Source organism: Streptomyces mutabilis (assembly GCF_014649815.1).
In the GTDB taxonomy this organism is placed as follows: Bacteria; Actinomycetota; Actinomycetes; order Streptomycetales; family Streptomycetaceae; genus Streptomyces; species Streptomyces mutabilis.
In genome coordinates this window covers 280,805-301,173 of sequence record NZ_BMTT01000008.1, presented here as the reverse complement: position 1 = coordinate 301,173, position 20,369 = coordinate 280,805, and the positions used below count along the sequence as shown (strand labels likewise).

Annotated in this window: 21 protein-coding genes; 8 read left to right on the top strand and 13 right to left on the bottom strand. The window is 71.6% G+C overall.

The features are described from left to right. Window positions 1–87: 87 nt before the first annotated feature. From IE142_RS19245 to IE142_RS19235, 3 genes are read right to left on the bottom strand one after another with little or no spacing between them, the layout of a single operon-like run. A complete protein-coding gene (locus IE142_RS19245) occupies window positions 88–1,221 on the bottom strand; it encodes an Mrp/NBP35 family ATP-binding protein (protein WP_073724451.1) in 1,134 nt (377 codons plus the stop codon). Between the two features lie 44 nt (window positions 1,222–1,265). Then, window positions 1,266–1,865, bottom strand: a complete 600-nt coding sequence (locus tag IE142_RS19240) for a DUF1003 domain-containing protein (RefSeq protein ID WP_191886907.1) — start codon at window positions 1,863–1,865, stop codon at window positions 1,266–1,268. After that, window positions 1,855–3,147 (bottom strand): magnesium transporter MgtE N-terminal domain-containing protein, encoded by a 1,293-nt coding sequence (locus IE142_RS19235; protein ID WP_191886906.1) that lies wholly within the window; start codon window positions 3,145–3,147, stop codon window positions 1,855–1,857. The genes IE142_RS19240 and IE142_RS19235 overlap by 11 nt, the downstream gene beginning before the upstream one ends. Window positions 3,148–3,431: 284 nt before the next feature. On the opposite strand from IE142_RS19235, the gene IE142_RS19230 reads away from it, so the two are divergent. After that, complete coding sequence (locus tag IE142_RS19230) at window positions 3,432–4,169, top strand: hypothetical protein (RefSeq protein ID WP_191886905.1); 738 nt, start codon at window positions 3,432–3,434, stop codon at window positions 4,167–4,169. A gap of 25 nt (window positions 4,170–4,194) precedes the next feature. On the opposite strand, the gene IE142_RS19225 is transcribed toward IE142_RS19230, so the two are convergent. Then, window positions 4,195–4,707 (bottom strand): hypothetical protein, encoded by a 513-nt coding sequence (locus IE142_RS19225; protein ID WP_043380242.1) that lies wholly within the window; start codon window positions 4,705–4,707, stop codon window positions 4,195–4,197. Window positions 4,708–4,739: 32 nt separating this feature from the next. Continuing rightward, window positions 4,740–5,855: a magnesium and cobalt transport protein CorA gene (locus IE142_RS19220; RefSeq protein WP_043383264.1), complete on the bottom strand. Its 1,116-nt coding sequence runs from the start codon at window positions 5,853–5,855 to the stop codon at window positions 4,740–4,742. A 536-nt stretch (window positions 5,856–6,391) separates the two neighbouring features. Here IE142_RS19220 and IE142_RS19215 point away from each other — a divergent pair. Then, window positions 6,392–6,988, top strand: a complete 597-nt coding sequence (locus IE142_RS19215) for a suppressor of fused domain protein (RefSeq protein WP_191886904.1) — start codon at window positions 6,392–6,394, stop codon at window positions 6,986–6,988. A gap of 24 nt (window positions 6,989–7,012) precedes the next feature. On the opposite strand, the gene IE142_RS19210 is transcribed toward IE142_RS19215, so the two are convergent. Next, window positions 7,013–8,236 (bottom strand): MFS transporter, encoded by a 1,224-nt coding sequence (locus IE142_RS19210; RefSeq protein WP_191886903.1) that lies wholly within the window; start codon window positions 8,234–8,236, stop codon window positions 7,013–7,015. Between the two features lie 186 nt (window positions 8,237–8,422). Between IE142_RS19210 and IE142_RS19205 the strand changes: the two genes are divergently transcribed. The 3 genes from IE142_RS19205 (at window position 8,423) to IE142_RS19195 (ending at window position 10,741) form a co-directional block, all read left to right on the top strand. Continuing rightward, the gene (locus IE142_RS19205; RefSeq protein ID WP_191886902.1) at window positions 8,423–9,064 is read left to right on the top strand and encodes a DUF6758 family protein; all 642 of its coding nucleotides are present in this window, start codon (window positions 8,423–8,425) and stop codon (window positions 9,062–9,064) included. 158 nt (window positions 9,065–9,222) lie between these two features. Then, window positions 9,223–10,080, top strand: coding sequence for a PHP domain-containing protein (locus tag IE142_RS19200; RefSeq protein WP_191886901.1), 858 nt, complete (start codon window positions 9,223–9,225; stop codon window positions 10,078–10,080). Window positions 10,081–10,135: 55 nt separating this feature from the next. Further along, window positions 10,136–10,741, top strand: a complete 606-nt coding sequence (locus tag IE142_RS19195; RefSeq protein WP_191886900.1) for a MarC family protein — start codon at window positions 10,136–10,138, stop codon at window positions 10,739–10,741. A 65-nt stretch (window positions 10,742–10,806) separates the two neighbouring features. Here IE142_RS19195 and IE142_RS19190 read toward each other — a convergent pair whose 3' ends face one another. Beyond that, window positions 10,807–10,959: a DUF8834 family protein gene (locus IE142_RS19190; protein WP_078949261.1), complete on the bottom strand. Its 153-nt coding sequence runs from the start codon at window positions 10,957–10,959 to the stop codon at window positions 10,807–10,809. A gap of 284 nt (window positions 10,960–11,243) precedes the next feature. Between IE142_RS19190 and IE142_RS19185 the strand changes: the two genes are divergently transcribed. After that, window positions 11,244–12,140 carry an NYN domain-containing protein gene (locus IE142_RS19185; protein ID WP_191886899.1) on the top strand — a complete coding sequence of 299 codons (897 nt, stop codon included), beginning with the start codon at window positions 11,244–11,246 and terminating at the stop codon, window positions 12,138–12,140. Here IE142_RS19185 and IE142_RS19180 read toward each other — a convergent pair. Both IE142_RS19180 and IE142_RS19175 read right to left on the bottom strand, forming a co-directional pair. Beyond that, the gene (locus IE142_RS19180) at window positions 12,137–13,027 is read right to left on the bottom strand and encodes an alpha/beta fold hydrolase (protein ID WP_191886898.1); all 891 of its coding nucleotides are present in this window, start codon (window positions 13,025–13,027) and stop codon (window positions 12,137–12,139) included. The genes IE142_RS19185 and IE142_RS19180 overlap by 4 nt on opposite strands. Window positions 13,028–13,228: 201 nt before the next feature. Next, the gene (locus IE142_RS19175; protein WP_191886897.1) at window positions 13,229–15,706 is read right to left on the bottom strand and encodes a DEAD/DEAH box helicase; all 2,478 of its coding nucleotides are present in this window, start codon (window positions 15,704–15,706) and stop codon (window positions 13,229–13,231) included. Window positions 15,707–16,215: 509 nt separating this feature from the next. Between IE142_RS19175 and IE142_RS19170 the strand changes: the two genes are divergently transcribed. Beyond that, entirely contained in the window at window positions 16,216–16,980 is a 765-nt protein-coding gene (locus tag IE142_RS19170) for a ferritin-like fold-containing protein (protein ID WP_043380214.1), read from the top strand. Window positions 16,981–17,099: 119 nt separating this feature from the next. Here the strand turns inward: IE142_RS19170 and IE142_RS19165 are convergent, their stop codons facing one another. From IE142_RS19165 to IE142_RS19150, 4 genes are all read right to left on the bottom strand, one after another. Then, on the bottom strand, window positions 17,100–17,369 hold the full coding sequence (locus IE142_RS19165) for a hypothetical protein (protein WP_191886896.1): 270 nt from the start codon (window positions 17,367–17,369) through the stop codon (window positions 17,100–17,102). A gap of 265 nt (window positions 17,370–17,634) precedes the next feature. Next, window positions 17,635–17,862, bottom strand: a complete 228-nt coding sequence (locus IE142_RS19160; protein ID WP_043380210.1) for a DUF3107 domain-containing protein — start codon at window positions 17,860–17,862, stop codon at window positions 17,635–17,637. Window positions 17,863–18,018: 156 nt separating this feature from the next. Beyond that, window positions 18,019–18,660 (bottom strand): TetR/AcrR family transcriptional regulator, encoded by a 642-nt coding sequence (locus IE142_RS19155; RefSeq protein ID WP_043383261.1) that lies wholly within the window; start codon window positions 18,658–18,660, stop codon window positions 18,019–18,021. A 214-nt stretch (window positions 18,661–18,874) separates the two neighbouring features. Continuing rightward, a complete protein-coding gene (locus IE142_RS19150) occupies window positions 18,875–19,096 on the bottom strand; it encodes an Rv3202a family protein (protein ID WP_043380209.1) in 222 nt (73 codons plus the stop codon). Window positions 19,097–19,342: 246 nt separating this feature from the next. Here IE142_RS19150 and IE142_RS19145 point away from each other — a divergent pair, with 246 nt between their 5' ends. Continuing rightward, complete coding sequence (locus IE142_RS19145; protein WP_191886895.1) at window positions 19,343–20,365, top strand: alpha/beta fold hydrolase; 1,023 nt, start codon at window positions 19,343–19,345, stop codon at window positions 20,363–20,365. The last annotated feature ends 4 nt before the right edge of the window (window positions 20,366–20,369 follow it).

Genomic DNA, 20,369 nt, shown 5'->3' with positions numbered 1-20,369 from the left:
CGGCGAAACCGCACCTTACGACTCCCTGGACAACCCCACCCGAGCCATAACTTCACGGCCTTGCGGCTAGTACGACCGTACGGAGCGTCAGAACTTGTTCTTCGGCGTGATCCCCAGCGACAGCCCCGAAAGGCCCCGCTGACGCCCGCCCAGCTTCCCCGCGATCGAGCGCAGCGCCGCGCCGGCCGGGGAGTCCGGGTCGGACAGGACGACGGGCCTGCCCTCGTCGCCGCCCTCGCGCAGCCGGACGTCGATCGGGATGGAGCCGAGGACCGGGACCGAGGCGCCGGTCGTGCGGGTCAGGCCGTCGGCGACCAGCTGGCCGCCGCCCGTGCCGAAGACGTCGACCATCTCGCCGCAGTGCGGGCAGGGCAGACCGGACATGTTCTCGACCACGCCTACGATCTTCTGGTGGGTCTGCACGGCGATGGCGCCCGCCCGCTCCGCCACCTCGGCGGCGGCCTGCTGAGGGGTCGTCACGACCAGGATCTCGGCGTTCGGCACGAGCTGCGCCACCGAGATCGCGATGTCGCCGGTGCCGGGCGGCAGGTCCAGCAGCAGGACGTCCAGGTCGCCCCAGTACACGTCGGCCAGGAACTGCTGGAGCGCGCGGTGCAGCATCGGGCCGCGCCAGACGACCGGCGCGTTGCCCGGGGTGAACATGCCGATCGAGATGACCTTCACGCCGTTGGCCGAGGGCGGCATGATCATGTTCTCGACCTGGGTGGGCCGCCCGTCGGCGCCCAGCATGCGCGGCACGGAGTGGCCGTAGATGTCGGCGTCGACGACACCGACCTTGAGACCGTCCGCCGCCATCGACGCCGCCAGGTTCACCGTCACCGAGGACTTGCCGACGCCGCCCTTGCCGGAGGCGACCGCGTAGACCCGGGTCAGGCTGCCGGGCTTGGCGAAGGGTACCTCGCGCTCGGTCTGGCCGCCGCGCAGGGCGTTCGCCAGTTCCTTGCGCTGCTCGTCGCTCATCACGTCGAGTTCGACGTCGACGCGCGTGACGCCCTCGACCCGCGAGACCGCGTCCGTGACGCGCTGCGTGATCGTGTCCCGCATGGGACAGCCGGAGACCGTCAGGTACACGGCGACCGCGACCGCTCCGTCCGCGCCGATCTCCACCGACTTGACCATCCCCAGCTCGGTGATGGGCCGGTTGATCTCGGGGTCGTTCACCGTCGCCAGTGCTTCGCGCACCGCGTCTTCCGTAGCCATAAGGACGATGGTACGGCGCCGCCCGCGGGGCACGGAAAGCCCCGTCAGCGGTCGTGTACGTCACGCCCCGCGGACCGGTCCGCCGGGAATACCCCGCGTTCGGCATGGTGGCCGTTTCGCCGCTCCTCCAGCTCCTTGAGCGCGTCCTGGAGCTCGGAGCGGATCCAGTCCCGCGTCGCGACCTCGCCCAGCCCGATGCGCAGGGCGGCGATCTCCCGGGTCAGGTACTCGGTGTCGGCGATCGACCGTTCGTTCTGCTTGCGGTCCTGCTCCAGGTTGACCCGGTCCCGGTCGTCCTGCCGGTTCTGCGCCAGCAGGATCAGCGGGGCCGCGTAGGAGGCCTGGAGGGACAGCATCAGCGTCAGGAAGATGAACGGGTACTCGTCGAAGCGCAGGGCGCTGGGCGCCGACACGTTCCACAGCACCCAGCAGATGATGACGACCGTCATCCAGACGATGAACCGTCCGGTGCCCAGGAACCGCGCGACGCGCTCCGAGAGCCGGCCGAAGGACTCCGGGTCCCACTCGGGCAGCAGCCGGCGGCGCGGCGGGCGGGGCTGGTCCAGCCGGGCCCGGGCGCGGGAGGACGCGGTGGCCCCCGACGCGGCCCGCTCACGGGTCGGCGTCTCGCGCTCAGGCACCATCGGCGCTCACCTCCCCCGCCGTCTCCTCGAGGTGGTACTCGGTCTCCCGCCAGTCGTCGGGCAGCATGTGGTCCAGTACGTCGTCCACCGTGATCGCGCCCAGCAACGACCCCGAGTCGTCCACGACGGGCGCCGCCACCATGTCGTACGTGGCGAAGAACCCGGCGACCACGGGCAGCGCGGCGTCCGGCTCCAGGGGTTGCAGGTCGTCGTCGATCATCGAGCCGACGAGGGTGTACGGGGGATCGCGCAGCAGGCGCTGGAAGTGGACGGTGCCCAGGTACTTGCCGGTCGGGGTCTCCTCGGGCGGGCGGCAGACGTAGACCTGGGCGGCGTGCGCCGGGGACAGGTCGGGGTTGCGGATGCGGGCCAGGGCGTCGGCGACGGTCGCGTCGGGCCGCAGCACGATCGGCTCGGTCGTCATCAGCCCGCCGGCCGTGTGCTCCTCGTACGCCATCAGGCGCCGCATGTCGGCCGCGTCGGACGGCTGCATCAGGCTCAGCAGCCGCTCCTTGTCCGCCTCGGGGAGCTCACTGAGCAGGTCGGCGGCGTCGTCGGGGTCCATCGCCTCCAGGACGTCCGCGGCGCGCTCCTCCTTGAGCTTGCCGAGGATCTCGATCTGGTCGTCCTCCGGCAGCTCCTCCAGCACGTCGGCCAGGCGGTCGTCGTCGAGGGCGGCGGCCACCTCGGCGCGGCGCTTGGCGGACAGGTGGTGCAGGACGTTGGCGAGGTCGGCGGGGTGCAGCTGTTCGAAGGTGGCGAGGAGGTTCTCGGCGCCCTGTCCCTGCTCCTCCACGGAGAAGCCGGTGACGCCGGACCACTCGACGGTGAGCGTCTCGCCCTTGTTGCGCCTGAAGGCGCCGGCCTTCTTCCCCTTGCGGACGAAGACCTTGTCGATCTCCCAGTCCCGGCGGGCCGGAAGCTGCTGCACGGCCAGGTCGAGGACGGTGGCCTGCTCGCCGGTCTCGGTGAGAGTGACCCGCCGGTCGAGCAGTTCCCCGAAGACCAGGCGCTCGGTGGGCCGCTGTTCGAAGCGCCGGACATTGAGCACGCCGGTGGTGATGACCTGGCCGGACTCGATGCCGGTGACACGGGTCATGGGCAGGAAGATGCGGCGGCGGGTGGTGAGTTCGACGACCAGGCCCAGCACCCGAGGGGGTTTGCGGCCGACGCGGAGCATGACGACCAGATCGCGGACACGCCCCACCTGATCGCCGGCCGGGTCGAAGACGGCGATGCCGGAGAGGTGGGAGACGAAGATCCGGGGGGCGCCCGCTGCCATCGCCGCGGCTCCTTTTCGTGAGCGGCCTCACCGAGGTGAGGGCTGTTTCCGCAGAGTGTGTGAGAGCTGGTTCGTACGGTGTCTCTTTTCCGAATTGCCCGCTCGGACGGGCTTCAGGCTAGCCCGTCCTGAACGGCTCCGCCCTGGCGGCCGGTCCGGACGGACTGGCTCCGTACGCCGACCACGGCCCCGGTACGCTGCGGTACGCCGTCAGGGCCCGCCGGACAGCGGCCGGATGCCCGGCCGGCCCCTTGTCCGCCCATGTCAGAAAGGCAGCCCCTCCTGTGTTCGTGACTCCCCGGCGCCGAATCCGCAGGGCCGCACTGATCGGCGCCGTCTGCGCCCTGACGGTGACGGGAGCGGGACTGACGGGGTGCAGCAGCGAGGACCCGGACGCGGGCACCAACGGCCTCGGTAAGCTCCCCGCCGACAAGATCCACGCCAAGACCCGCTCGGCCGCCGGGTCCGCCGAGGCGGTGCGCCTGCACGGGACCGTGGAGGCGGGCGGGAGCACGTACACCCTCGACATGCGGCTGAAGCCCGACGGGGGGACCGGGTCGGTTGCCGCCGCGGGGACGACCTTCGGGCTGCTGCGCGTCGGCGACCAGCTCTTCCTCAAGGCCGACGCCGGGTTCTGGAGCCACGACGGCGGGGACGCCAAGGCCGCCGAGAAGCTGGCGGGCAAGTACGTGAAGGTGCCGGAGAGCGACCCCGTGTACAAGAAGTTCAGCGGGTTCACGGACAAGGACGTCCTCCTGAGCGGACTGCTGGCCCTGCACGGCACGGTGGAGACGGACGGCCGCCACGAGCAGGCGGGCGTGCGCACCATCCGCATCACCGGCGACAAGGGCGCCGGCGGTTCGCTCGACGTCTCCCTGGAGGGCACCCCGTACCCGCTGCGCCTGGTGCGCGCGGGCAGCGCCGGCACGATCGGCTTCTCGGACTGGAACAAGGACTTCGCGCTCAAGGAGCCGGCCAAGGACGACACCCTGGACTACGGCAAGCAGCTGCCGACGTCGTGAGGTCCCGGGGGCGGCGTCAACGCCGTCAACGCCGCTTCCGGCGCTTGAGCAGCAGGCGCGGCAGCCCCGCCGGGACCGGCTCACGCGTCGTCGCGGGGCTCGGCAGCGGCGCCTCGGCCAGCGAACCGTCGGGCAGCGGCCCGGTGACCCCCGTCGGCTCCAGGCGCAGCACCCGGCACTCGCGCGCCCAGCGGTCGGTCATCGCCTCGCCGTCCGGGGCGTTCAGCCGCTTGCCCTTGAGGTCGGCGACCGCCGCCTGCCACGCCTCGGACCCGGAGGGCAGCTCCACGACCCGTGCCGTCCAGGAGACCAGCCGGCCCCCCTTGTCCTTGCTGCGCACGGTGACCTCGGCCGCGGCCCCGTCGGCCAGCCCCGGCAGCGGCTGCTCGCCGGGACCGTCGCCGACGACCAGCGCCGCGCCCTCCTGCCAGACGTGCCACAACGCGCGGGCGGGCACCCCCGGACCCTTGACCCAGATGAGGCCGGACTTCTTCGTGGCCTCCTCGACGAGGGCCTGGTCGAGCAGCTCGCTTGTCATGCGCTCAGCCTATCCAGGAGCGTCGGGCGGGTTCAGAGCCAGCCATTGCGCTTGAGCGTGCGGTGGATGCCCAGACAGATGGCCACGGTGATGCCGATGACCATCGGGTACCCGTACTTCCAGTGGGTCTCCGGCATGTGGTCGAAGTTCATGCCGTACACCCCGCAGACCATGGTCGGTACGGCGATGATCGCCGCCCAAGAGGTGATCTTGCGCATGTCCTCGTTCTGCGCCACGGACGCCTGGGCGAGGTTGGCCTGGAGGATGGAGTTCAGCAGCTCGTCGAAGCCGACGACCTGCTCCTGCACCCGCGCCACGTGGTCGGCCACGTCCCGGAAGTACTTCTGGATCTCCGGGTCGATCAGCCGCATCGGCCGCTCGCTCAGCAGCTGCATGGGGCGCAGCAGCGGGGCGACCGCCCGCTTGAACTCCAGGACCTCGCGCTTGAGTTGGTAGATCCGGCCGGCGTCCGTGCCGCGCGGGGTGCCCTTGCGGCCCGGCGAGAACACCTCCGTCTCGACCTCGTCGATGTCGTCCTGCACCGCGTCGGCGACCGCGATGTAGCCGTCGACGACGTGGTCGGCGATGGCGTGCAGCACCGCGGAGGGGCCCTTGAGCAGCAGCTCGGGGTCCTCCTGGAGGCGGTGCCGGAGCGCGCGCAGCGAGCCCTTCCCGCCGTGCCGGACGGTGATGAAGAAGTCCCTACCGGTGAAGCACATGACCTCGCCGGTCTCGACGACCTCGCTGTTGGCGGTCAGCTCGTCGTGGTCGACGTAGTGGATGGTCTTGAAGACGGTGAACAGGGAGTCGTCGTAGCGCTCCAGCTTGGGCCGCTGGTGGGCCTGGACGGCGTCCTCCACGGCCAGCGGGTGCAGCCCGAACTCCCGCGCGATACCGGCGAATTCGTCCTCGGTCGGCTCGTGCAGGCCGATCCACACGAACCCGCCGTCACGGCGCACCTGGCGCATCGCCTGGTGCGGGCTCAGCGGCGCCTCGGTCTCGACGCGCGCGCCGTCGCGGTAGACGGCGCAGTCGACGACGGCGGAGGCGGTCGCCGGGTCACGGGTGGTGTCGTAGGCGCCGTTGTCCTTGCGCAGCGAGACGCGGGACGGGCGGACCGCGGCGCGCAGGTCGCGGATCATCGACATGGCAGGCTCCTTCGCGACGGGCAGCGAGCGGGGCCGGCGGCGGGTGGAACCACCCGGAATGAGGACGTCCTGGCCGTACGTGCTCGGCACGTCCACAAAGCGGGGAGCACCGCACCGTCGCGGTGGCCGGCTTCGCTGCTGATTTCAGCGGCTGACCCGGATCGGCCGGTGTCGACGACGAGACCGACGGAACGGATCAGGCAAAACGAGACGAAGTGCTCTTCCGTGTGCGGGCGCGCTGGTGACGGGAAGCCGCGGGGGCGGTGAGCCGGGGCGGCTGCGTCAGCGGCCGGAAGAGCGGGTGGTACTGCACGGTCGACTTCGGTCCATGCCAGCCCCACCTCCTCCGGCCGGTCCCTCGTGAGGGACGATCGATTCCCTCGTTTAGGAGGGTTCCCCGTAGGGGAGTCTTCAGGCGTCGGGGCCTTGATCGCGGCGCTTCTGCGCGCTGCCCCGAACCGCTGGCCCAGAGTACCAGTGACCTGACGTGTCAAGGCGCCGCTTTGCCTCGTACCGACGAGTTCTATGCTCGCCGCATGGCTGATGTTCTTCCTCTGGTCGAGGCCAGGTTGCTCAGCGCGCTGGGCGAACCGGATGCGCGCGCGGCGGTCACCTTCCTCGGCACCGACCGCATCGAGGTGCTGCGCTTCCCGGGCGGCGGTCAGGAGGGCGACATTCTGCGCTACGCCACCCTGGGCATGTCCGCGCAGCCCATGGCGGACCCCACGGCCGTGCTCGCCGACCCGGTCAAGGGCCCCCGCGCCGAGCTGGTGCTCTCCGTCCGGTCCGGTCTCGCGGACACCGACAAGGTGCTCCGTCCGCTCGCCGTGCTGGCCGCGTCGCCGCAGGTCGAGGGCGTGGTCGTGGCACCGGGTGCTTCGCTGGACGTCGGCGAGGCGCTGTGGCCCGGCGCGCCCTTCACCTCGGTCCTGGTCGCCGAGCCGGGCGGCCTGGTAGGGGACCTGGAGCTGGACGCTCCGCTGGACCCCGTACGGTTCCTGCCGCTGCTGCCGATGACGCCGAACGAGGCCGCCTGGAAGCGCGTGCACGGCGCGCAGGCTCTCCAGGAGCGCTGGCTGACGCAGGGAACGGACCTGCGCGATCCGTCCCGCGGGTCCGTCCCGTTGGAGTGACGTGACTCACCGGTTCTCCGGCCGTCAGCCGGCGTGAACCGTGACCCCGTCCTCGGCCGCGTGCTTCGGCTCCAGCTCCTCCGCCTCGTGGGTGAGCGCCCGGCGCCGTACGAGGACCACGGCCGCGCCGAGTACGGCGGTGACCGCCGCCACCACGAACGGGATGTGGATGTCGGTCCACTCCTCGATCTTCGGCGCGAAGTAGGGCGCCGCGGCGGCCGCGAACCAGCGGACGAAGTTGTAGCCCGCGCTCGCCACCGGGCGCGGCGCGTCCGACACTCCGAGGGCGAGCTCGGTGTAGACGGTGTTGTTCACGCCGATGAACGCACCGGACAGGATCGTGCAGACGATCGCCGTGGTGTGGTCGCCGTAGCCGAGGGCCAGCACGTCGGCCGCTAGCAGCACCAGCGAGCCGCCCAGTACCTTCAGCGAGCCGAAGCGCTTCTGCATGCGCGGCGCCACCAGCACCGAGAAGACGGCGAGCAGGACGCCCCACGCGAAGAACACCGCGCCGGACTTGTACGGGGTCATGTTCAGCACGAACGGCGTGAAGGCCAGCACGGTGAAGAACGTGTAGTTGTAGAAGAACGCCGAGATCGCGGCTGAGGCGAGACCGCCGTGCCCCAGCGCCTTGACCGGGTCCAGCAGCGAGGTCCTGCGGGCGGGCTTCGGCTGCTCCTTCAGGAACACCGTGATGCACAGGAAGCCGATGGCCATCAGGAAGGCCGTGCCGAAGAACGGGTAGCGCCAGCTGGCGTCACCGAGCAGCGCGCCCAGCAGCGGTCCGCAGGCCATGCCGAGGCCGAGGGCCGACTCGTACAGCAGGATCGCCGCGGCGCTGCCGCCGGCCGCCGCGCCGACGATCACCGCGAGCGCCGTCGAGACGAAGAGCGCGTTGCCCAGGCCCCAGCCGGCCCGGTAGCCGACGAGTTGGCCGACCGTGTCGGAGGTGCCGGCCAGGCCCGCGAAGACCACGACGAAGGCCAGCCCGAGCAGCAGGGTCCTGCGTCCGCCGATGCGGCTGGAGACGAAGCCGGTGACCAGCATCGCGAGGGCGGTGATCAGGAAGTACGAGGTGAACAGGAGGGAGACCTGGCTGGCGCTCGCGTCCAGGCCCTTGGCGATTGACGGCAGGATCGGGTCGACGAGTCCGATGCCCATGAAGGCCACGACGGACGCGCCGGCGGTCGCCCACACCGCCTTGGGCTGCCGCAGGATGCCGCCGGCACCCGCGTCGAAGGAGTCCATGCATTGCTCCAATGCCGACGTGAAGGGTTGGGAGGGAGTGGATGGTCGGGATGTGTTGGTGTTTGCACATAGTAAGTTAGCAACGCTAATTAATGCAAGTTACATCTAGTTTCGCCGGTCGGCCCTCCCGTCCGGATGGGTGATCGTCCTTGACGCGGGGGAGCAGGGGTAGGACCGTGGGGCTCTATGAGGGGCGAACCCAGTTGCCCGAAGTGTGGTGGCCGGGTCAGGGCTCCCGGCCTCTTCGCCGATTCCTGGCAGTGCGATCTGCACGGCACGGTGCATCCGCTGCAGCCCGTGCTCCCGCCCAGCGTCGAGGCGCTGGGTGTGGTCGTGCACCGCACGCAGGTGCCGGTGTGGATGCCGTGGCCGCTGCCGGTCGGCTGGCTGTTCACCGGTGTGGCCTGTGCGGGCGACGACCGCAGCGGCGGCCGGGCGACCGCCGTGGCCTGTTCCGGTCCCGGTCCCCTCGGCGGTGTCGGCGAGCTGATCCTGATCGCCGAGGAACTCGGCGTCGGCCTCGGCGCGCGCTACGCGGGCCTCGACGCCCCGGATCCGGGGCCGTACATGAACGTCGAGAAGCCACCCCAGGCGAAAGTGCTGGCCGCCGGCCGCCCCACCCCCCTCTGGCACGTCTCCGGCGCCCCCGTCGACCGCGCGGTCTTCGCCGGGGAGGCCCTCGGGATGTGGCTGTGGGCCGTTACGTGGCCGGAGCAGTCCGGGCTGCTCATGTACGAGGAGCTGGTGCTGACCGACCTGCGGGACGCGGGTGCCGAAGTGGATCTGGTGCCCTGCGGTGCGTTGTCGCCGCGGCTGATCCAGCCGTAGGGGCCGCCCGGCGGGCTGCGCCCGCCGGGCGGCGGTGCCGGGGGTGAGGGTGCCTGCTGTAGTGGGCGCAGGCCCGCTTCGGCTGTGACAGCGGCGGCCGAAGTTCCGGTTATCCTTGAGCGTCCCCTCCCGTCCCGTCACCGCTTGGAGTCAGCGTCGTGCGCATCGATCTGCACACCCACTCCACCGCGTCCGACGGCACGGACACCCCGAGCCAGCTGGTCCGCAAGGCCGCCGCGGCCGGGCTGGACGTCGTCGCGCTGACCGACCACGACACCACTCGCGGCCACGCCGAGGCCGTCGCCGCGCTGCCCGAAGGGCTCACCCTGGTCACCGGCGCCGAGCTCTCCTGCCGCGTCGACGGCATCAGCATGCACATGCTGGCCTACCTCTTCGACCCCGAGGAGCCCGCCCTGCTCGCCGAACGCGAGCTGGTCCGGGACGACCGGGTGCCGCGCGCCAAGGGCATGGTCGCCAAGCTGAACGCGCTGGGCGTGCCGGTGACCTGGGAGCAGGTCGCGCGCATCGCCGGCGACGGTTCGGTGGGGCGGCCCCACGTGGCGACCGCCCTCGTGGAACTCGGCGTCGTGCCCACCGTGGGCGACGCCTTCACCGAGGACTGGCTGGCCGACGGCGGCCGGGCCTTCGTGGAGAAGCACGAGACCGACCCCTTCGAAGCGCTGCGGCTGATCAAGGCCGCCGGTGGCGTGGCCGTGTTCGCACACCCGGCCGCCGCCAAGCGCGGCCGTACGGTGCCGGAGGCCACGATCGCCGAACTGGCCGCCGCCGGGCTCGACGGCGTCGAGGTCGACCACATGGACCACGACGCGGACGTGCGGGCACGGCTGCGCGGGCTCGCCAAGGAGCTCGGACTCCTGGTGACCGGCTCCAGCGACTACCACGGCAGCCGGAAGACCTGCCTGCTCGGCGAGTACACGACGGACCCCGAGGTGTACGGGGAGATCACGCGGCGGGCCTTCGGGGCCTTCCCGGTGCCGGGCGCCGGCGGAGTCTGAGCCGTACTCCCCGCACGTCCACGTTCACTTCTCGCGCAAGGCCAGTAGCTCACCCATGTTCGACATCGCCGTCTTCGGCTCCCTCTTTCTGACCCTTTTTGTCATCATGGATCCCCCTGGGATCACCCCGATCTTCCTCGCGCTGACCTCCGGCCGTCCCGCCAAGGTGCAGAAGCGGATGGCCTTCCAGGCCGTCTGCGTCGCCGGTGGAGTGATCGCCGTGTTCGGTCTCCTCGGGCACCGGATCCTCGACTACCTGCACGTGTCCGTGCCCGCGCTGATGATCGCGGGCGGACTGCTGCTCCTGCTGATCGCGCTGGACCTGCTCACCGGCAAGACGGACGAACCGAAGCAGACCAAGGACGTCAACGTCGCGCTCGTACCGCTGGGCATGCCGCTGCTGGCCGGGCCCGGTGCGATCGTGTCGGTCATCCTGGCCGTGCAGAAGGCCGACAGCGTGACCACGCAGGTGTCGGTGTGGGCGGCGATCCTCGCGATCCACGTGGTGCTGTGGCTGGTGATGCGGTACTCGCTGCTGATCATCCGCGTCATCAAGGACGGCGGCGTCGTCCTGGTGACCCGCCTCGCGGGCATGATGCTCTCCGCGATCGCCGTGCAGCAGATCATCAACGGGGTCACGCAGGTCATCCGAGGGGCGTGAGTACGACGAACGGGGCCCCCGCACGGCATTCCGTGCGGGAGCCCCGGTGTGTGCGGGTGTCCGCGCTACAAGGCCGCGGTGTCGGCGGGGCGGATCCACAGGCGCTGCCCGATGGCGGCGGCCTGCTGAACGATGCGGTTCACAGAGGCGGCGTCCACGACGGTCGTGTCCACGGGGGTTCCGTCGACGTCGTCGAGTCGCATGACTTCAAAGCGCATGGCCTCTCCCTTGATCTGGTCATCCTCCTGAGGAGAACTACTGGTGCGGCTCCCGGGTCGTCGGTGCCCGGGGAGTCGTTCATAGTCAACGGGCTGCGTGTTACAAACATTCCCTACGCTAAGGAAATTTTTCGAACGGCTAATTACTGACAGGTAAGTCTTGATGCGCGAGTGATGGACGCGCGCGTTGATCGACGCACGAGCGACGGGTGCGATGGATGCGCGAACGAGACTGACCGGGACCGGTTGTGTTCGCAGCGTGACCGCCGGGACAATGGAAGGCGATGAACGACGACCTCGCCACCCTGAACGCCCGCATCGATCGCACCAACGAGCTGCTCCAGCGCATGCTCGCCGAGGTGGCCAAAACGCCTTCGACCCACGCGATCTTCGTCGATGCCGGGTACCTCTACGCGGCGGCGGGGCGTCTGGTGGCCGGGACCGAGGACCGCCGGGCCTTCGACCTGGACGCCGAGGGTCTGATCGAGGCGCTCATCGACAAGGCGCGCACGATCTTCGCGGACAGCCGCCTCCTGCGGGTCTACTGGTACGACGGCGCCCGGCGTCGCATCCACACCGCGGAGCAGCAGTCCATCGCCGAGCTGCCGGACGTGAAGGTCCGCCTGGGCAACCTCAACGCCAACAACCAGCAGAAGGGCGTCGACTCCCTCATCCGCTCCGACCTGGAGTCCCTCGCCCGGCACCGCGCTATCAGCGACGTCGCCCTGCTCGGCGGCGACGAGGACCTGGTGTCGGCGGTCGAGGCCGCCCAGGGCTACGGCGCCCGCGTCCACCTGTGGGGGATCGAGGCGCCCGAGGGCCGCAATCAGGCCGACCCCCTGCTGTGGGAGGTCGACAGCCAGCGCACCTTCGACCTCGACTTCTGCAAGCCGTACGTCTCCCGGCGCACGGCCCAGGGCTACGAGGCGACGGGCGCCGCCCGCCCCGCCCGCGAGGACGTCCGTTTCGTCGGCGCGCAGATCGCGGCGAAGTGGCTGGCCGCCCGGGGCCGCGAGTCACTGGTGGAACTCCTCCCCGGCCACCCCTACCTCCCCGGCTCGGTGGACCAGGACCTGCTGGTCGGGGCCGAGGGACTGCTGCAGTACTCGCTGCGCGGCCAGGCGGACCTGCGGCGGGCGCTGCGGGACGGCTTCTGGGAGCACCTGCGGGCGCAGTACTAGGGGGCGTCCGGCCGCGGGGCGACGTCGTCCCAGAAGCCGGCGAGGGCGCGGGCGGTCCGCAGGGGCTGGTCGGTGTTGGGGGAGTGCTCGGCTCCGCCGATCACGGTCCGGCGCGCGTCGAGCCGTACGGCCATCTCGTCCAGGAGGGGGACCGGCCAGGTGTCGTCGTAGGCACCCGACAGGACGTGGCAGGGCAGTGGCGTGGCGGCGAGTTCGGCGACCCTGTCCGGCTCGGTGCACAGCTGCCGTCCGGTGGCCAGCAGCTGGGCCGGCCTCGTGCCCAGCCAGCGGTCGCGCAGTCGTTCCGGGTCCTCCGGGCCGTGGGCGGGGGCGGGGGCGCCGACCTCCTCGGGCGGTCCCATGGCCTGGATCACCCGCCAGACCTCGGCCATCGTCATGGTCTCGAGCGCGTCGCGCAGCAGCTTCACCCGCTGCTGCTGGGAGACGGAGATCCGCGCGGGGCCCGAGGACATCAGCGTGAGCGAGACGAAGGGGGCGTGGTCGAGGAGGACGGCCGCCCGCGCGATCTGGCCGCCCAGGGAGTGCCCGAGGAGATGTACCCGCGTCCCGAGGGCGGCGGCCTGCGCGAGCACGTCCCGGGCCAGCTCGGCCTGAGCGTAGACGGTCTCGTCGTGCTCGGGTCCGTCGGACTCGTACTGTCCCCGCCCGTCCACCGCGACCGTACGGTACCCGCGCCTCCCGAGCGGTTCGTGCAGCAGCGTGAAGTCCTCCTTGCTGCCCGTGAACCCGGGCAGCATCAGCACCGTTCCCCGCGCCTCGATTCCGTTGCCCACGGGCGAGTCGACGACGGCGAACTCTCCGCGCTCGGTACGCAGCCGGTACGCGCGGGCGTCGGAGGGTGGGGTGAAGGCGGCGTTCCTGCTCACGGGCAGAGGCTATCGGGCGGCGCGGGGCCGGGGCGGTGCGGGTGAGCAGGCGGGCGGTGGGGAGAAATCTCCGGGGCCGGGTGGGTGTGCGCGGGGTGCCGGGTGGTCGCGTGCGTGAGGTGCCTGGTCGGCGGGGGCACGCCGTCGGCCCGGCCCGCGTGGGTGGCGGGCCGGGCCGACGGTTCGGTGAGGCGGCGTGGATCAGCTCTCGCCGGACTCCGGGGAAGCCGCGGGACGCGTCGCGGCCACGGCCGTCTTGCGGGTGCGCCGGGCCTTCGGCTTGGCCTCGGCCGTGTCGGCGGCGGCCTCCGCGGGCGCCTCCGCCGCGGCCGCGGTCTTACGGGTCCGGCGCCGCGGTGCGGCCTCCGGCTCCTGTGCCGACTGGGCGGGGATGCCCGCGGTGACTTCGGTGCCTTCGGTGGCCGCCGCGGTCTTGCGGGTGCGGCGGCGGGGCTTGGTTTCCGTGGCCTCGGCCGTGTCGGCGGCGGTCTCCGCCTTGGTGGCGGCCGTCTTCCGGGTGCGTCGGGGTTTGGCCTCCGTGGCCTCGGCCGAGTCGAGGGCCGCCTCCGTCTTCGCGGCGGCCGTCTTGCGGGTACGGCGCGGCTTCGCCTCGGCCGCCTCCGGCTCCTGTGCCGACTGGGCCGGGACCTCGGCGGTGGCCTCGGTGCCTTCGGTGGCTGCCGCGGTCTTGCGGGTGCGGCGGCGGGGCTTGGTTTCCGTGGCCTCGGCCGTGTCGGCGGCGGTCTCCGCCTTGGTGGCGGCCGTCTTCCGGGTGCGTCGGGGCTTGGCCTCGGCGGTTTCCGGAGACTGGACCGCGGTCTCGGTGGCCTCGGCCGTGTCGGTGGCGACCGCTGCCGTCGTGGCGGCCGTCTTGCGGGCGCGGCGCGGCTTCGCCTCCGTCGGCGCGGTCGCGGCCTCGGTCGCCGCCTCCGCCGTGTCGACCGCCGTCTCCGCGGCCGTGGTCGCGGCCTTGCGGGTGCGGCGGCGCGGCTTCTCCACCGTGGCCTCGGCCACCGGAGCGGCTTCGACGACCGCCGGCTCGACCACCGGAGTGGTCTCGAGCGCGGTGGCCTGCGGCTCGGCCGACTTGCGGGTGCGGCGGCGGCGCGGCTTCGCGGGAGCCTCCGTGGCCTCCGCCGTTTCGGACACCGCGAGCCCGGGGTCCGCCACGGCCGGAGCCGCGGGAGCGTCGGCCGTCGCGGACGTCACCGGCCGCTGAGCCGGCTCTCCACCGCGAGTACGGCGTCGGCGGCGCAGCGTACGGGGTCCCTGGGCGGCGTCCGGGCCGACGTCGGCGGCGTGGTCCGCACCGCCGGTCACGGCCTCGGGAGCGTCGGTCGCGGAGGCGTCGGCGTCCACCGGAGCCCCGCCGCGCATCCGGCGGCGGCGCCGCGGCGTACCGGACGAACGCTCGCGGTCGGTGGAACGGGACTCGTCCCGGCCGCCACGGCCACCCCGGTCGCCGCGCGTGCGGCCACCGCGGCCGCCCGGCTCGCCCAGGTCCTCCAGCTCCTCCGCGTCGAGCCCGGCACGGGTGCGCTCCGCGCGCGGCAGCACACCCTTGGTGCCCTCGGGGATGCCGAGGTCCGTGTACAGGTGCGGGGAGGTGGAGTAGGTCTCCGGCGGGTCGTTGAAGTCCAGCTGCAGCGCCTTGTTGATCAGCTGCCAGCGGGGGATGTCGTCCCAGTCGACCAGCGTGATCGCCGTACCCTTGGCGCCCGCGCGGCCGGTGCGGCCGATACGGTGCAGGTACGTCTTCTCCTCTTCCGGCGACTGGTAGTTGATGACGTGCGTCACGCCTTCGACGTCGATGCCGCGGGCGGCCACGTCGGTGCAGACGAGCACGTCCACCTTGCCGTTGCGGAAGGCGCGCAGCGCTTGCTCACGGGCGCCCTGGCCGAGGTCGCCGTGGACCGCGCCGGAGGCGAAGCCGCGCTGCTTGAGCTGGTCGGCCAGGTCGGCCGCCGTGCGCTTGGTGCGGCAGAAGACCATGGCCAGGCCCCGGCCCTCGGCCTGCAGTATGCGCGCCACCATCTCGGGCTTGTCCATGTTGTGCGCGCGGTAGATGTACTGCTTCGTGTTCGCGACCGTCGCGCCCGCGTCGTCCGGCGAGGTGGCCGAGATGTGCGTCGGCTGCGACATGTAACGGCGGGCCAGCCCGATGACCGCACCCGGCATGGTGGCCGAGAACAGCATGGTCTGGCGGCGGACCGGCAGCATGTTGATGATCTTCTCGACGTCGGGCAGGAAACCCAGGTCGAGCATCTCGTCGGCCTCGTCGAGGACGAGCGACTTGATGTGCTTGAGGTCGAGCTTCTTCTGGCCCGCGAGGTCCAGCAGGCGGCCCGGGGTGCCGACGACCACGTCGACGCCCTTCTTCAGGGCCTCCACCTGCGGCTCGTAGGCACGGCCGCCGTAGATCGCGGTGACGCGCACGTTGCGGACCTTGCCGGCGGTCAGGAGGTCGTTGGTGACCTGCTGGCACAGCTCGCGCGTCGGGACGACGACGAGGGCCTGCGGGGCGTCGGTCAGGGCCTCGGGCGCGGCGCGGCCCGCCTCGACGTCGGCGGGGACGGTCACGCGGTCGAGGAGCGGGAGGCCGAAGCCCAGCGTCTTGCCGGTGCCGGTCTTGGCCTGGCCGATGACGTCCTTGCCCGACAGGGCCACGGGGAGCGTCATCTCCTGGATGGGGAAGGGACTGATGATGCCGACGGCTTCAAGGGCTTCGGCGGTCTCGGGGAGGATCCCGAGGGATCGGAACGTCGTAGTCAGGGTGCTGCCTCTTCTGTGTGCGTGGTGCGAGGCGAGCGCGCGGGTCGTGCCGGACCGTGTCGGGGACGTCGGCTGCCTTACGGGTGAGCCGTAGGACACGGGACCTCTGTCGACGCTCCAGCGCTCGTACCACTGAGGGTCCCCCTCCGGACTCCGTACGCGGCGTGGCGTACGGCGGGAGGGCTGTCGGGTCGGAGCCGATCGGGCCACCGACCGGGCATCCTCATGCGTGCGGCCCGACGAAGTCACGTACCCGTACGTCACATACTCGGCAGGCGCATTACCACCATACCCCGGATTCGCGCACACGCGATGGCCGATTCGGTCACGTAGTCGTCGTCACACTGGTCGAGGAGGGTCGGCCAGGGTGGACCGGGGACCTTACGGCAGGCGGAGGGCGGGCTATTGTGCGCTGCATGACGAGCTCTGACAAGCCTGGCAACGCCGCAGAAGCCCCCGCCGACACCACCGGTACCGCCGGTGCCACCGGAGTAGCCGCCCAGGACTGGACGACGGCCGCCGCCGATCCGCAATACCGTGCCGCGGTCGTGGACCTCCTCGGCGCACTCGCGTACGGCGAGCTGGCGGCGTTCGAGCGGCTCGCGGAGGACGCCAAGCTGGCGCCCACGCTGGCGGACAAGGCGGAGCTGGCGAAGATGGCGTCGGCGGAGTTCCACCACTTCGAGCGGCTGCGCGACCGGCTCGCCGAGATCGGTGAGGAGCCGACGGCGGCGATGGAGCCGTTCGTGTCCGCCTACGACGGCTTCCACAAGCAGACCGCCCCCTCCGACTGGCTGGAGGGGCTCGTCAAGGCCTACGTCGGCGATTCCATCGCCAGTGACTTCTACCGCGAGGTCGCCGCCCGTCTCGACTCCGACACCCGCGAACTGGTGCTGGCGGTGCTCGACGACACCGGGCACGCCGGTTTCGCCGTGGAGAAGGTGCGCGCCGCGATCGACGCGGACCCGCGCGTGGGCGGGCGGCTCGCGCTGTGGGCACGGCGGCTGATGGGCGAGGCGCTGTCCCAGTCCCAGCGGGTGGTCGCCGACCGGGACGCCCTCTCGACGATGCTCGTGGGCGGCGTCGCGGACGGTTTCGACCTCGCCGAGGTCGGCAGGATGTTCTCCCGGATCACCGAGGCCCACACCAAGCGGATGGCGGCTCTCGGGCTGGCGGCCTGACCCTCGGCCGACAGGGCCCGTGCCGCTCGGCGTGGGTCCACGCGCGGTGTGGGTCCCGCACGCGTGCGGGGTGAGGTCGCGGGGTGCTCAGCCCGTCGGACTGAGCGGCCGACCGGTGCTCAGGCGGTCGCCGAGCGTCGGCGGAGTCCCGCCGCGGGGCGCAGCAGCAGGGACACCGAGGCCGCGGAGAGGGCCGCCGAACCCAGCAGAACAAGCAGGAGACCGCCGGCGCCCAGTGCGGTGTGCGTGACGAACGCCCCGGAGAGGGCCCCGGCGATGCCCGTCGGCAGGACCAGGACGCGGTCCGGGAGCCGATGTGACAGACGGTGGGCGGCGGCCCACGCCAGGGCGAGGCCGAGGATCGTGGCGCTGAGCGCTTCCAAGAGCATGTCGGGGTCCCTCCCACGCGGCCGGCCCGCCCGAAACGGTCACAGCCGTCTTACCCCTGACCTGCGGAATGCAATCCTCCCCCTGTGGGTGAACTGTGCTCCAACCGCGCGCGCGAAGTGCGGGAGGCGGGTCGGAAGACAGTACGCGGAGGCTGTGGGGAGTGCGGGACGGGTCGCCGGAAGTACGGACGGCTCGCCGAAAGCACGGTGGGGCCCGGCGGTGACTCACCGCCGGGCCCCTCCGTCTTCGTCCGTCGTCCGCCGGCTACAGCGCGCCGAAGCCCACCTTTCGCGGGGACGGCTCGCCGATCTCGATGTAGGCGAGACGGTCGGCCGGCACCAGGACCTTGCGGCCGTGTTCGTCCACGAGGCTCAGCAGCTGAGACTTGCCGGCCAGTGCCTCGGCCACCACACGCTCGACCTCCTCGGCACTCTGACCGCTCTCCAGAACGATCTCGCGGGGCGCGTGCTGCACGCCGATCTTGACCTCCACGGCTATGTCCCTCCGACGGTCAGTGAAGTGCGCGATCTTCCGCGCTGTACCCAGCACACATTAGCCCGGTGAGGGGACGTACACGCTGCGCCGGAGAACGCCAGGAGCGAACACCCGACGGGAACAGGAGTCGCGTGCGTCCCGCCGTCCTGCCGGTCAGTGCTGCTCGGTGCCGTGCAGCGGGAAGCCGGCGATGCCCCGCCAGGCGAGCGAAGTCAGCAACTGCACCGCTTGGTCGCGCGGCACGCTGCGGTCACTGTGCAGCCACGAGCGGGCCACGACCTGGGCGAGGCCGCCCAGCCCGGAGGCCAGAAGCATCGACTCGGCCCGCGAGAGGCCGGTGTCCTCGGCGATGACGTCGCAGATGGCCTCGGCGCACTCGTTGGTGACCTTGTCGACGCGCTCGCGCACGGCCGGTTCGTTGGTCAGGTCCGACTCGAAGACCAGGCGGAAGGCGCCGCCGTCGTCCTCGACGTACGCGAAGTAGGCGTCCATCGTCGCCCGGACGCGCTGCTTGTTGTCGGTCGTCGACGCGAGCGCGTGCCGCACGGACTGGATGAGGGCCTCGCAGTGCTGGTCCAGCAGGGCGAGGTAGAGGTCGAGCTTGCCGGGGAAGTGCTGGTAGAGCACCGGCTTGCTGACGCCGGCCCGCTCGGCGATGTCGTCCATCGCGGCCGCGTGGTAACCCTGGGCCACGAATACTTCCTGTGCGGCGCCCAGCAGCTGGTTGCGTCGGGCTCGGCGGGGAAGGCGTGTGCCCCGCGGGCGTACCGCCTCTGTCTGCTCGATGGCTGTCACGCCGCCTCCCATAAGTCGTCCTCGTGCGGTGTGCGCCGCGTCGCCATCGTACTTTTCGGTAACCGCGGTGTGTGCGGTGCGAGCGCAGAATTTCACGGACCGGACGGTGGCGAAAGTCGCACAACTGGTTTCAAAAGGGTTCGGGCCGGGCAGAAATCACCCTCCTTCCTGCTCGGCGAGTCTTTCGCCGCTGATCCGCGGCCGTACCGGCCGCTCACCGGTAGTCGTCCTCGTCGTGCGAGACGACCCGGGCCTGCTCCGCCAGGTCGGCCTCGTTGGCGCGGTCCGGTTCGTGACCGGTGAGCGGATCGTCGCGCTCCGGTGCGATGTCCGCCTTCTGCTCGGCGGCGTCGGCGTCCGGTGCCTCGACGTCGAACTCCTCCGCTTCCGGCGCCTCGTCGTCGAAGGTCTCGGGGTCGGTCGGGTCGACGGTCATGCTGGGCTCCCTTTCTACGAACGTCCCTGAAGTGCAGGGGCCACACGCGGGTGCCCACTCCATGAGCGTAGGAGACACCCGATCCGGACGCCATGCGTCGTCCGCGGTGGCGCGGTGAGGGGGTACCCAGTGCGCCGCCGGCGCACCCGCGGTGCCGGCGCGAGTGCCCCGGTGATCGCTCGACGCCACGGCCCCTGTGATGGCGAACACATGAACCACTGCGTGATCGTCTCGTAACATTGCCGCATGTCTTCGACCGAGCCGCCGTCCGCGTCGCCCGCCAACGTGCTGCCGAAGGTCGCGGCCGTCAAGGTCGCGGACGGTGAGCGTCTCAGGTCGGTCCACCTGCCCGGCATCACCCTGACGGTGCGCTCGCGCCCACCCGCCCGCGCGGGACTGCCGCCGGCGCTCTACGTCCACGGTCTCGGAGGCTCCTCGCAGAACTGGTCGGCGCTCATGCCGTTGCTGGACGGCGTCGTCGACAACGAGGCCGTCGACCTGCCCGGCTTCGGCGACTCACCGCCACCGGACGACGGCGACTACTCGATCACGGGTCACGCCCGCGCGGTCATCCGATACCTCGACGCCTCCGGACGCGGCCCCGTGCACCTCTTCGGCAACTCGCTCGGCGGCGCCGTCACCACCCGCGTCGCCGCGGTGCGGCCCGACCTGGTGCGGACGCTGACCCTCGTGTCGCCCGCGCTGCCGGAGATCCGCGTGCAGCGCACCGCCGTGCCGACGGGACTGCTGGCGGTGCCGGGGGTGGCGGCACTGTTCACCCGGCTCACTCGGGAGTGGACCGCGGAGCAGCGGGTGCGCGGCGTGACGGCGCTCTGCTACGGCGATCCCGGCAGGGTGAGCGAGGAGGGCTTCCGCAACGCCGTCGAGGAGATGGAACGGCGGCTGCGACTCCCGTACTTCTGGGACGCGATGGCGCGCTCCGCCCGCGGGATCGTGAACGCCTACACGCTGGGCGGCCAGCACGCGCTGTGGCGACAGGCCGAACGGGTTCTCGCACCCACGCTCCTGGTCTACGGTGGACGGGACCAACTCGTCGGCTACCGCATGGCCCAGCGGGCCGCCCGCGCCTTCCGTGACTCCCGGCTGCTCACCCTGCCGGACGCGGGCCACGTGGCGATGATGGAGTATCCGGAGGCCGTGGCCACGGCGTTCCGCGAACTCCTCGCGGACACCGGGAAGCCGGCGGCCGTCGAGAGGACCGACGGGGTCGTCGAGGGCGAACCCGCCAACCAGAGCACAGGAGGCTGAGGCG

Excerpts from the sequence above, each read along its gene's own strand:
- IE142_RS19245 (WP_073724451.1), bottom strand. The coding sequence starts at position 1,221 with ATGGCTACGGAAGACGCGGTGCGCGAAGCACTGGCGACGGTGAACGAC.
- IE142_RS19240 (WP_191886907.1), bottom strand. The coding sequence starts at position 1,865 with ATGGTGCCTGAGCGCGAGACGCCGACCCGTGAGCGGGCCGCGTCGGGG.
- IE142_RS19235 (WP_191886906.1), bottom strand. The coding sequence starts at position 3,147 with ATGGCAGCGGGCGCCCCCCGGATCTTCGTCTCCCACCTCTCCGGCATC.
- IE142_RS19225 (WP_043380242.1), bottom strand. The coding sequence starts at position 4,707 with ATGACAAGCGAGCTGCTCGACCAGGCCCTCGTCGAGGAGGCCACGAAG.
- IE142_RS19220 (WP_043383264.1), bottom strand. The coding sequence starts at position 5,855 with ATGTCGATGATCCGCGACCTGCGCGCCGCGGTCCGCCCGTCCCGCGTC.
- IE142_RS19215 (WP_191886904.1), top strand. The coding sequence starts at position 6,392 with ATGGCTGATGTTCTTCCTCTGGTCGAGGCCAGGTTGCTCAGCGCGCTG.
- IE142_RS19210 (WP_191886903.1), bottom strand. The coding sequence starts at position 8,236 with ATGGACTCCTTCGACGCGGGTGCCGGCGGCATCCTGCGGCAGCCCAAG.
- IE142_RS19205 (WP_191886902.1), top strand. The coding sequence starts at position 8,423 with ATGAGGGGCGAACCCAGTTGCCCGAAGTGTGGTGGCCGGGTCAGGGCT.
- IE142_RS19195 (WP_191886900.1), top strand. The coding sequence starts at position 10,136 with ATGTTCGACATCGCCGTCTTCGGCTCCCTCTTTCTGACCCTTTTTGTC.
- IE142_RS19190 (WP_078949261.1), bottom strand. The coding sequence starts at position 10,959 with ATGCGCTTTGAAGTCATGCGACTCGACGACGTCGACGGAACCCCCGTG.
- IE142_RS19185 (WP_191886899.1), top strand. The coding sequence starts at position 11,244 with ATGAACGACGACCTCGCCACCCTGAACGCCCGCATCGATCGCACCAAC.
- IE142_RS19175 (WP_191886897.1), bottom strand. The coding sequence starts at position 15,706 with ATGACGCTCCCCGTGGCCCTGTCGGGCAAGGACGTCATCGGCCAGGCC.
- IE142_RS19170 (WP_043380214.1), top strand. The coding sequence starts at position 16,216 with ATGACGAGCTCTGACAAGCCTGGCAACGCCGCAGAAGCCCCCGCCGAC.
- IE142_RS19165 (WP_191886896.1), bottom strand. The coding sequence starts at position 17,369 with ATGCTCTTGGAAGCGCTCAGCGCCACGATCCTCGGCCTCGCCCTGGCG.
- IE142_RS19150 (WP_043380209.1), bottom strand. The coding sequence starts at position 19,096 with ATGACCGTCGACCCGACCGACCCCGAGACCTTCGACGACGAGGCGCCG.
- IE142_RS19145 (WP_191886895.1), top strand. The coding sequence starts at position 19,343 with ATGTCTTCGACCGAGCCGCCGTCCGCGTCGCCCGCCAACGTGCTGCCG.